This window comes from Flavobacterium sp. (genome assembly GCF_046317795.1).
GTDB lineage: Bacteria > Bacteroidota > Bacteroidia > Flavobacteriales > Flavobacteriaceae > Flavobacterium.
The window spans coordinates 1-8,955 of the sequence record NZ_JBKCVI010000210.1; the positions used below are offsets into that span (position 1 = coordinate 1).

Annotated in this window: 19 protein-coding genes; all 19 read right to left on the minus strand. The window is 27.6% G+C overall.

Annotated features, from left to right (window positions below):
- Positions 1 to 602: hypothetical protein (locus ACK5ON_RS12380; protein ID WP_409822984.1), on the minus strand; the 602-nt coding region annotated here is incomplete at its 3' end.
- Positions 603 to 678: 76 nt separating this feature from the next.
- Positions 679 to 1,506, minus strand: coding sequence for a hypothetical protein (locus tag ACK5ON_RS12385; RefSeq protein WP_409822987.1), 828 nt, complete (start codon positions 1,504 to 1,506; stop codon positions 679 to 681).
- A 13-nt stretch (positions 1,507 to 1,519) separates the two neighbouring features.
- Complete coding sequence (locus ACK5ON_RS12390; protein WP_409822990.1) at positions 1,520 to 1,642, minus strand: hypothetical protein; 123 nt, start codon at positions 1,640 to 1,642, stop codon at positions 1,520 to 1,522.
- A gap of 90 nt (positions 1,643 to 1,732) precedes the next feature.
- Positions 1,733 to 1,921: a hypothetical protein gene (locus ACK5ON_RS12395; protein WP_409822993.1), complete on the minus strand. Its 189-nt coding sequence runs from the start codon at positions 1,919 to 1,921 to the stop codon at positions 1,733 to 1,735.
- Positions 1,922 to 2,066: 145 nt separating this feature from the next.
- Positions 2,067 to 2,414 carry a hypothetical protein gene (locus tag ACK5ON_RS12400; RefSeq protein WP_409822996.1) on the minus strand — a complete coding sequence of 116 codons (348 nt, stop codon included), beginning with the start codon at positions 2,412 to 2,414 and terminating at the stop codon, positions 2,067 to 2,069.
- Between the two features lie 42 nt (positions 2,415 to 2,456).
- Positions 2,457 to 3,029, minus strand: a complete 573-nt coding sequence (locus ACK5ON_RS12405) for a hypothetical protein (protein WP_409822999.1) — start codon at positions 3,027 to 3,029, stop codon at positions 2,457 to 2,459.
- 63 nt (positions 3,030 to 3,092) lie between these two features.
- Positions 3,093 to 3,809: a hypothetical protein gene (locus ACK5ON_RS12410; RefSeq protein WP_409823002.1), complete on the minus strand. Its 717-nt coding sequence runs from the start codon at positions 3,807 to 3,809 to the stop codon at positions 3,093 to 3,095.
- A 2-nt stretch (positions 3,810 to 3,811) separates the two neighbouring features.
- Positions 3,812 to 4,192, minus strand: coding sequence for a hypothetical protein (locus tag ACK5ON_RS12415; RefSeq protein ID WP_409823004.1), 381 nt, complete (start codon positions 4,190 to 4,192; stop codon positions 3,812 to 3,814).
- A gap of 2 nt (positions 4,193 to 4,194) precedes the next feature.
- On the minus strand, positions 4,195 to 4,398 hold the full coding sequence (locus ACK5ON_RS12420) for a hypothetical protein (protein WP_409823007.1): 204 nt from the start codon (positions 4,396 to 4,398) through the stop codon (positions 4,195 to 4,197).
- A gap of 383 nt (positions 4,399 to 4,781) precedes the next feature.
- Entirely contained in the window at positions 4,782 to 5,564 is a 783-nt protein-coding gene (locus tag ACK5ON_RS12425) for a hypothetical protein (protein ID WP_409823010.1), read from the minus strand.
- A complete protein-coding gene (locus ACK5ON_RS12430) occupies positions 5,561 to 6,082 on the minus strand; it encodes a hypothetical protein (protein ID WP_409823013.1) in 522 nt (173 codons plus the stop codon). Before ACK5ON_RS12430 ends, ACK5ON_RS12425 begins: the two co-directional genes overlap by 4 nt.
- A 212-nt stretch (positions 6,083 to 6,294) precedes the next feature.
- Complete coding sequence (locus ACK5ON_RS12435) at positions 6,295 to 6,846, minus strand: hypothetical protein (protein ID WP_409823016.1); 552 nt, start codon at positions 6,844 to 6,846, stop codon at positions 6,295 to 6,297.
- A gap of 1 nt (position 6,847) precedes the next feature.
- On the minus strand, positions 6,848 to 7,084 hold the full coding sequence (locus ACK5ON_RS12440) for a hypothetical protein (protein WP_409823019.1): 237 nt from the start codon (positions 7,082 to 7,084) through the stop codon (positions 6,848 to 6,850).
- Entirely contained in the window at positions 7,068 to 7,637 is a 570-nt protein-coding gene (locus ACK5ON_RS12445; RefSeq protein ID WP_409823021.1) for a hypothetical protein, read from the minus strand. Before ACK5ON_RS12445 ends, ACK5ON_RS12440 begins: the two co-directional genes overlap by 17 nt.
- Positions 7,634 to 7,801, minus strand: coding sequence for a hypothetical protein (locus ACK5ON_RS12450; protein WP_409823024.1), 168 nt, complete (start codon positions 7,799 to 7,801; stop codon positions 7,634 to 7,636). The genes ACK5ON_RS12445 and ACK5ON_RS12450 overlap by 4 nt, the downstream gene beginning before the upstream one ends.
- A 1-nt stretch (position 7,802) precedes the next feature.
- Positions 7,803 to 7,928: a hypothetical protein gene (locus ACK5ON_RS12455; protein WP_409823026.1), complete on the minus strand. Its 126-nt coding sequence runs from the start codon at positions 7,926 to 7,928 to the stop codon at positions 7,803 to 7,805.
- A 41-nt stretch (positions 7,929 to 7,969) separates the two neighbouring features.
- The gene (locus tag ACK5ON_RS12460) at positions 7,970 to 8,122 is read right to left on the minus strand and encodes a hypothetical protein (RefSeq protein WP_409823029.1); all 153 of its coding nucleotides are present in this window, start codon (positions 8,120 to 8,122) and stop codon (positions 7,970 to 7,972) included.
- Positions 8,123 to 8,314: 192 nt separating this feature from the next.
- A complete protein-coding gene (locus ACK5ON_RS12465) occupies positions 8,315 to 8,491 on the minus strand; it encodes a hypothetical protein (RefSeq protein WP_409823032.1) in 177 nt (58 codons plus the stop codon).
- 153 nt (positions 8,492 to 8,644) lie between these two features.
- A complete protein-coding gene (locus ACK5ON_RS12470; RefSeq protein WP_409823035.1) occupies positions 8,645 to 8,860 on the minus strand; it encodes a hypothetical protein in 216 nt (71 codons plus the stop codon).
- Between the last annotated feature and the right edge of the window lie 95 nt (positions 8,861 to 8,955).

Sequence of the window (8,955 nt, forward strand, 5' to 3'; positions counted from 1 at the left end):
ATAATAGCCTGAATTAATGGTGCAACACCTTGAGCGGTTTGAATTGCTGCATTTACTTCATCGGGTGTTACTTCAATACTCTCTAAAGAATTTTTGTTATTCATATAAGAGCTATAAAAGCGCACTGCAACACTTTTAGTGCTATCATTATCCGAAACGTTTGTAAAGCCTTTACGCTTTAACGCTGCAACCATAGCAGGCTTTAAAGGTGCTAAAGTTTCAAATGAAATTTGCCCTACTTTATCACGAACAATTGCAATTGCAGAAGAAATTTTATTTGATACAATGTTTACAGTGTTTTGAGTACTTTGATAAACTGAAGTAGCTGCATTTTTCATACGTTGCCAAAATGTTTGGCTATCTTCGCCACGTTGTTGGGCTGCATTCCATTGATCAATAATTGACTGTGGTATGTTGTATTTTTTTACCCATGCCTGAAGCATATCGGATAAATCTTTTTTAATTAGGCTTTTTTGGCTTAACGGAAGCATGTTATATTTATTCCAATCAGGAAGACCTGAAATAGGGTTTTTAGGAAATAACGAGCTATCAGGTAAATCTGAAGGCATATCGTTTGTGCCTGTATAAGGGTTGTAAGTCATTGTTTTGTGTTTTAATAAAAAACCCCCTCTTTTTAAAGAGAGGGTTTTTTATAATTAATAAACTATTTATTTACAATTATGCACGTGAAGTGCTATATGACTGAACAAATGAGGTTAAGCTAAAGCCTGTTGCTTCTGCAATTGATTGAAACAATAAAGTTGTTTCTTGATCAATTGTAATAATGTTCGTAAAAATACGAATATCATTTTGATTTTGTAAATCACTTTTGTAGTCATTCGGTGTGAAGCTATCACTTGTAAATTTACCAAACAATGTATTATGAACGATCTCAACAGCCTGACTAAATTGTGATTGATTTGCAACGTCATCAATTGTCATTTTGTTTTGGGTCATTGTTAGGATTGATCCTTGTGAAGCACGTAATAAATTTACATATGGAACTTGTGGGCATTCAACATCAATTGTATCAGTGTTACCACCGTTAGCATAAGTGTAACGGATACCTTTACCTGTTGGTGATACAGCTAAAGAAAAAGTAGTACCTGAAGGTAAAGACTGCGCAACAATTTCTTTATATGAACTTTCTTTATCTAAAATACCAAATAAAGGTACAGGTAAAATTGCGGCAATATTAGCACTGTTACGTGTAATATTTAATGTAAATTGTGCGGCTGCAACAGGCGCACGAAATGAAGCGGTTGGTGTTACCAACGGAGGGTTTGAAGTATTCATTGCGGTGTTTGTGTTAATTTCATTGGCAATTAATGTTTTAACCGTTTCAGGAGTGATTGAAGCGCTTGAAAGGTCAACAGTTGAAGCCTCTGATATTGATTTAAATAAATGGTTTAATTGTTTTTTGTTCATTTTTTCAATTGCATCAAGTTGTTCAATCGAAGCAGAGCGTAAAACTTTAACCAAATGATTTTTCTGTGTGTTATTCATCTGATTTAAATTTTTAAACTGTTTCTAAACTTGTTTTTACTTTTGCAACTACATTATCAACAACTAATTCTTTAAGAACTGAAGCGATTAAAAAAGCGATAGCAACGCTAATTACCATTTCCCAATTGATTTTCATTTTGTTTTTTGTTTAAGATTTATAAAATAATTAAGCCCCTAAATTAAGGGGCTTAAATGAATTAATAAATATGTTAAACGGTTTAAACTATCACTTTTTAGGTAATATTTTTTTTATAACCTTTTTAACGGCTGCTTTAACTTTTGAAGGCTTTTTTGCTTCTTTTGAAGCTTCTTTTATGATCAGATCACTGTTATTGTGTGCTTCACAAAAATATAATTTTGTTTTGTCATCATAATGAAGTGCGCTTCGTTTTGAACATACTGAACAGGTAAACATTTGATTTAAGTTTTAAATGTGAATAATTTGCTAATGTACTAAAAAATTCTTATAACTACAAATTAGCGCAATTTTCAACTGCGCCAATTCGGTTAGTTATGCGGCATTAAAACGACCGCATAACACGGGCTAAGCAAAATTAAATTTAAAAGCCCTCGCACTGTAACTCGGTATTAGTTAAAGCAAAAAATAAATTCTGCAATTCATGTATGTATTTGATAAAACATATTTGCACTTCTCGGTCGGTATAATACACACAAACATTATCGTGAGTAATCTCTATAACAAAAGTATGTATGTTATAAAACCTCCTAAATCCTATTTTACTATGTGGTTCAAAACCTAATTTAAACAACCATTCCTCTGTTATTTTTATAGGCAAATATGTTTTTTCGCCATTTTCTAATGCCCTTAAAGTTCCCCAATTTGCTTTAACAGGGTGCTTTGTTCTTGATTCAATAATGTTTCCTATTCTTAATTCTGTACTTTTCATATCTACGCTTTTTTAAATTTAACTTCGCTTAGCCCGATACCGTTATAAGGAAATAATTTTTTTATAATGAAAAAAGTTTTTACAGTGTATATCCCTATACTGTTTTGTTATTCGGTTAAAACCATTATCAGTAGCTTCAGTTTTTTCACGTACATCATTAAACGCTTCAATTACTTTTGGAAATTCACTGAATTTTTTGTATATCTTATTAGGATCATCTTTAGTTTTGAATAGTACTAAAAAATCAATACTGTTCAAAATATCAACAGGTACTTTACTAAGGTTATGAAATACAAACACGTTTATATTTTGTGTGTGATGCCTTCTATATATGTGCGCCATAATATCTAATGGTGAGCTACCTGAAGCACTGAAAAAAGTTGTTGCTTCTTCAAATATTACATTGCATTTTGAAGGCGGTGCAGTTGAAGTTGGCACGAATTGTAAAAATTCTTCACGGCTCATTAACCGCTTCACTTCATTTTTAAATTCTCTATACTCTAAATTCACATCATTAATGTAATTTTTACGGTGGTGAAATTTTTTTAGAATTTCATTTTTTATAAAAAAACTTTTGCCTCTATCCTGTGAGGCGCAAACAATAAAATTTTTCATAGTTCATCAATAAATTTAAATAAAACGTACAAAATAAATAACCCCGCAATAACAGCGTATATTTTAGCTAATATCATCTTTTACCTCACTTTCTTTTTTAGCTGCTAAAGCATCCTGAATATTTCCACCATAACTAATTCCTAACATTAAAATAAATGCGGTCATGGGGTTCATTTTTTGAAATACGAATTGTGCCATGTGGTCCGCAATTTCTTTTAAATTATCTTTTTGATCTTGTGTTAATTTAATATCCTTTGCTTTTAGTTTCTTAATATCAGGGTAAAGATACCCACCAATTTTTATAAATGCTAAAGGCATGATAAAATCAATAAACGCTAATAACATGTAGCCGTTTATCATGACCTTAAATTGTTGTTGTTGCGGTTTACTTAAATTTGTTGCCTGATCAACTGAAACCTCTTTAAATTCTTCTTCTTTAAATTCTTCATTCGTTTTATTTTCATTTACAAACGAACTAAAAATATTTTCATCATTCGTTTCAGGCTCTTTATATTCAATTAATGTTTCTTTTGTTTCAATAGGTGTTTCCTTCGTTTCAGTTTCAATAATATTGATTTGACTGTTAGGTATATCAATTGTATCACTGTTATTATTAGGTAACTCCACATGATCAATAGTAACATCATTATTAATGATAGTATTATTATTTTCATTTACTTCTTTTTTCTTTTTATATGGACCACGTTTAACACCCGCTTTTACGCCTCTATTTGTTTTGGCTGCTTTTACAACTTTAATTATTTTCTTTTTATTTGCCATGATTAAAAATTATTTTCAAATTTGGTTTTACATTTTTGATTTTCGCCATTGATATAGTATAATACCGTTTCAATTTTATTAGTCTTAAAATTAAATCTTAACACTGATTGAATAATACGGTTTATTACAATTCCTTTATCCTTTGCTTCATCATAAATTCGCTTTATGAATAAATCAACCGTTTCACTATTATCACTTAACTTTTGAGGTTTAGAAGTTATTTGAACGACCTCAGTCGATCCCTTCAATATACCTTCACCATAAGTAATTAATTCATCACGTTCATCATTTGCACGAAATTCACCTATTTCAATTTCACTAAAGCCAAAACTTTTTTTCATTGCTGGCTTTAGCATCATTTTTATCATGTTATCTATTAGCATAATTATTTTCTTTTAAGTTTGTAGATTTTTGTTGGTATCCTTTTTTCATACATTCGCTTAACTTCATAAGTCAAAAAATTTCGATTGACTAATAAATTTAAAATCCTGTTTACATAAGGCAAACTAAAATTTGTTTTTTCTTTTGCTTGCTTTAACGTTAATTCATTATTTTCAATAAATAATGTTTTGATTTTTTCAATACTCATTTTTTCGCTTTTTCATTTTTCGTTATTGGTTTATAAAATTGATTTGTATATATTTTAATTTTGTTTCCTTCGTTTAAAACTTTACAAATATAGTATAAACGGTTTAAAGTAAAAAATTCAATTCCCTTTTTAATTGCTTCTTTATCCGTTTTAAATGAATATTTATAAACATTTACCTGTTGATCCATAAAGGCGTTTGCATGAATTTCGTAATTAAATTTAACGGGCATAATATTTAATTTTTGATAAAAGTTGCTTTTTATATTTAATTATAAATAACCAATTATTAAATGTGAATTTTGAATATTTTTGAATTGAATTTAAAGTCCATAATCTATCAATATAATTCATATCATCTAATCTCTTTTTTATTTCGTTATTTGTCATATTAATCCTTTTGTTGTTGTTTGTCTACTAAAATTAAAATCCCTTACTTTAAAATCAAAATCCTCAACCTGTATTAAATTTGCTTTTCTGATCAGTTTTTTAATTGGTACTATTTTATAATTTAAATCCAATTCATTTAACTTTTGCTCAACTTTTACCAAATTATCTTTACCCGAAAAAAAAACCGCATCAACCCAATAAAAAAAGAAGTTTTTTGGATCAATAACATTTATAAGTTGTTTCATTATCTGATCCGTATCATAAGCCACTTTAAAAAATATCCCTTCAGTATTTTCACTTTTAATTGTTAGCGGTTTACCTTTTAAAATTCCATTCTCATAAGTAAACATTGTTTGCTGTTTTGCCAATGCGCCCAAACTCATTAACCTAATTTTTTTATCAATATTCAAACCTTGTTTGTAAATCTCATAACTAATAAAATCATTTTGCCACGCAAAACGCCAATATGCGCTTTTTAAATCTACCTCATAAACATCTTTTTTGTAATACACTGATTTTTTAAAAGATAGATTTAATTTATTGTATCTTATTGTTTTATCAAAAGGATATGATATTTTATTTTGTTCAATGTGATCTTTTACGGTTTTTATAAAGTTTAAACCTTTAATGTTTTTTAATTTGTTAGGATAGTAAATATATTTATAGTCCCCTTCAATTATCTGTATTTTTGAACTACTATAAATTATATTAAAATTACATTCATTGAATTTTAAATCATTCAATACATAATCAAAATCATCTTTTGATTTTAAAATCATTTCTCTTTATCTATATCTACACTAAAACTTAAGTTATTGTAATCAATAGTAATATAGAAACTATCATTGCTATCCATAAAATTAACCGTTGTTACTTCGTCAATTTTCTGATAAATATCAATTAAAATATCATTTAAAACACCTAATTTATTTTTATTATTTATCCAGTCTTTAGCATCTTTAGTTTGCCATGCCGAAAAATAAGGGCTTTTAGTTATTCCCTTTTGATTTGATTTAATTTTTTTTACATAATTTCTTACTTTATATCCAAATCTATTCTGTAATTGGTTAATTGCCTTTGAATAAGAAGTATTGTTTTTAGTGATCTTATTTTTTAAAATGTTTTTAACGGTTGAAACTTTACGTTTCTTACCTTCAAATTTGATGAATTTATTTTCATCTTTTTTATTTAATAATTCAATTTCATTTAATACCTTTTTATTCTTTGATCTAAGATATTTTACTTTGCCTCTTAACTTTTTTTCTGTTTTAGAAATTTGCTTTTTTCGGTTTGCCATAATTCACGCTTTAAAAATTTTAAATGATCTGAATATGAAAGTTTAATTTTTTGGATTAATTTATTTTTTTCAAATTTCTTTTTACTTAGAAAAATTAACCGCTTTTGTATATGATTAATTGAATTAATCAAGTATTGAATTTCATCTATTTGCATAAGTGAGTTAAAAAAAGCGGGCATAATACCCGCTTTTAATTAGTGAATGATTTAAAATTAAGCAGTTAATACTTTAAAATTCTTAACTTTTTTGCCGCCTTCTAATTTAGTGAAGCCGCCTACTTCAATACGTATTTCAGTACCAATTGCAACTAATTCTAATTTTTTAATTAATTCATAATTACGTGGTAAATGTTTTTTAACACCTTCAACTTCTATTTGAAATGTTTTTTCTTTACCTTTTGGCGACCCGTCCTGATTTTTTGACTTAAAATCAATATCCTGAACTGAACATAAAATGCCTTCAATTGCGTCACCTTCATCGGTTAAATGTGCAAAATCTAATTTTTCAATTTCGCTTAATTCAATTTCATTTTTAAATTTACTTTCTTGCTTTTTCATAACTTTATTTGTTTTAATTGTTTTTAAATAGTTTATTATTTGTTCAGTTGTCATACTTTCTTCTAAAGGGTGGCAAGCCCATTGTAACCCGCAAACCTCAACTAAACGAATGATTTGCGGATTTTTACTATACATAGCCGTTAACCTATGTAAAAATTCGGTTTTATCTACGCCAATTAATAATTGATTTAAATTGTTACTACTCATTTTAATTTAAAATTTTAAAAAATTCATTTGGTAATTGCATCACATTTAATTTGCGGTTGCCATCAATATACATGAATATAATGTTAGTACCGTGAAAATAATATGATCCTGATTTACCGTTATATTCAAATAAATGAAATGTAGGTGTAAACGTTACAATTGATTTATCTAATGTTTCAGCAGTAAAAATACTTCTCTTTTGATGTTCAAATAACACCGTTTTAATTACATTTTTCATATTCGTTTATTTGGTTTAATTGGTTATTTTCTTTATTTTTTTTAATATCATTCAATACAATTCTTACAGGTACATACACCGCACTACTCCAGTAATTAATGATCCTATCATTTTTATTGTAAAACCCTAATCCAAAATACTTATCAATTATTAATTCTTTACCTTCGCCCGCTGCAATTCCTGTTAATAGACCTATAAAAAACGCTTTTACAGGCTTTTTTGGTTGCAAGTATATACAAACATCATGTGAAGTGTGTGAGATGAACTGAACAGCGTAAAAATGCTTCACATCATCATTGTTTTGTGCGCTGCATTTTGTACTAAATGCAAGTATTAAAACTAATACTACAATAATTAACGTTGCTATTTCGTGCGCATATTTTTCAATTTTACTTTGATCATATTTTTCACTTAATGAATTTTCTTTATACTGAAACCCTAAATCATTTGCTATTTGGTTTACTTCTGCATTTGATACGTTTTTATTCCGGAATAAGAATTTTCTTAAACGCCTGTTTTGTGGCTGTGTGTAAAGTTGTTTCTGTTTTTTCATGATATTAATATTATTTGAACTAAAGTTAATACATCATTTTGATCTTTTGCCCATTGTTTAAAATTATTTTCTGCATCACTAAAACACGTTGCTTTAAATGATCTACTGTTAAAAACAGGTATCAAAATTCCTTCGCTTTTGTAGGTTAATAAAAATTCTTTCATTTTATTTAATTTTGGTTATTTCTAATTTGGTTACTTCCATAAAACGTGCCTCATGTTGCAATTCTTTTGTTGCTATGGCGTCCTTTGTTGCGTTTATAATATTAAACGCCTCTAATTCGAATTTCATTTCGTGCGTGTTGTTAAGGATCATTATTATTGCATATAAATTCATATTTCTTCAAGTCTTAAAACTGTAAAATTATTTTTTATAAATGTTTCAGATATTTGCATAGCTTGCTTAAAAGATAATGCATGAAATGAATAAGTCATTTTTGCAAAAGGTACTTTAATTGACTGTATCTGTATTTCAAATTTTTTCATAATTTTTCTTTTAATGCTCTGTAAGTTTGATAATTGATTTTGTCGATTGAATAATTATTAATATCATGCTTCATTACATAATCCATCAATACGTTGAATGATATTGAAACCTTTAAAATCTGATCCTTGTTTATGAAGTTACTAAATTGTGCGTTATGTTGCACTAACTTAAAATAATGTTTTGTTGCCATATTAATAACCTTTATAAAAAATTTTTATTACTTCCAATTCCTGATACCACTCTAATTTAAATGTGCTGATAAACTTTTTTTGTTGACCACACCAACAAAAATAAACCTCTGTTCTGAATGATATGCTATCCTGTTTTGCACGTGCAAACACATCAATAAAATTATTTCTTTTTTTCATGATTAGTTAAGGTAAAAGTTTGTATTTTGTTTGCCACACTTTAATAAACCTATGTATGCAGTTTCTAATATATCATTTTTTTGATGTATGTATATAATTGGTATAATAAAACCTTGTGATCCATTATTTAATTTTATTGTGATGTGTTCGCAGTTAATCATCTATCCTTACAGCTAATTTATTAATACTAAAATCAATTACAAAGTCAAAATTATTATCAGTAAATAACTTTATAAAATTACTAGTTATCATCTTATCAATTGAATGAATGTAAATATAACTATTTGTTTTACCCGTGATCGAATAACCACTATAAACTTTTACAAGTTCTTCAATTTTTTCGATCTGTTTTGTTTTTTCATTTTTCATAATTAATGATTTATTATCACATTACGAATGTACAAATTAAATCTAATATACAATACAATAAACTAAATAAAGATATTAACAAGATATTAACACAC

Coding starts and splice junctions, on each gene's coding strand:
- ACK5ON_RS12385 (WP_409822987.1), bottom strand. CDS start 1,506: ATGAATAACACACAGAAAAATCATTTGGTTAAAGTTTTACGCTCTGCT.
- ACK5ON_RS12390 (WP_409822990.1), bottom strand. CDS start 1,642: ATGAAAATCAATTGGGAAATGGTAATTAGCGTTGCTATCGCTTTTTTA.
- ACK5ON_RS12395 (WP_409822993.1), bottom strand. CDS start 1,921: ATGTTTACCTGTTCAGTATGTTCAAAACGAAGCGCACTTCATTATGAT.
- ACK5ON_RS12400 (WP_409822996.1), bottom strand. CDS start 2,414: ATGAAAAGTACAGAATTAAGAATAGGAAACATTATTGAATCAAGAACA.
- ACK5ON_RS12405 (WP_409822999.1), bottom strand. CDS start 3,029: ATGAAAAATTTTATTGTTTGCGCCTCACAGGATAGAGGCAAAAGTTTT.
- ACK5ON_RS12410 (WP_409823002.1), bottom strand. CDS start 3,809: ATGGCAAATAAAAAGAAAATAATTAAAGTTGTAAAAGCAGCCAAAACA.
- ACK5ON_RS12415 (WP_409823004.1), bottom strand. CDS start 4,192: ATGCTAATAGATAACATGATAAAAATGATGCTAAAGCCAGCAATGAAA.
- ACK5ON_RS12420 (WP_409823007.1), bottom strand. CDS start 4,398: ATGAGTATTGAAAAAATCAAAACATTATTTATTGAAAATAATGAATTA.
- ACK5ON_RS12425 (WP_409823010.1), bottom strand. CDS start 5,564: ATGATTTTAAAATCAAAAGATGATTTTGATTATGTATTGAATGATTTA.
- ACK5ON_RS12430 (WP_409823013.1), bottom strand. CDS start 6,082: ATGGCAAACCGAAAAAAGCAAATTTCTAAAACAGAAAAAAAGTTAAGA.
- ACK5ON_RS12435 (WP_409823016.1), bottom strand. CDS start 6,846: ATGAGTAGTAACAATTTAAATCAATTATTAATTGGCGTAGATAAAACC.
- ACK5ON_RS12440 (WP_409823019.1), bottom strand. CDS start 7,084: ATGAAAAATGTAATTAAAACGGTGTTATTTGAACATCAAAAGAGAAGT.
- ACK5ON_RS12445 (WP_409823021.1), bottom strand. CDS start 7,637: ATGAAAAAACAGAAACAACTTTACACACAGCCACAAAACAGGCGTTTA.
- ACK5ON_RS12450 (WP_409823024.1), bottom strand. CDS start 7,801: ATGAAAGAATTTTTATTAACCTACAAAAGCGAAGGAATTTTGATACCT.
- ACK5ON_RS12455 (WP_409823026.1), bottom strand. CDS start 7,928: ATGAAATTCGAATTAGAGGCGTTTAATATTATAAACGCAACAAAGGAC.
- ACK5ON_RS12460 (WP_409823029.1), bottom strand. CDS start 8,122: ATGAAAAAATTTGAAATACAGATACAGTCAATTAAAGTACCTTTTGCA.
- ACK5ON_RS12465 (WP_409823032.1), bottom strand. CDS start 8,491: ATGAAAAAAAGAAATAATTTTATTGATGTGTTTGCACGTGCAAAACAG.
- ACK5ON_RS12470 (WP_409823035.1), bottom strand. CDS start 8,860: ATGAAAAATGAAAAAACAAAACAGATCGAAAAAATTGAAGAACTTGTA.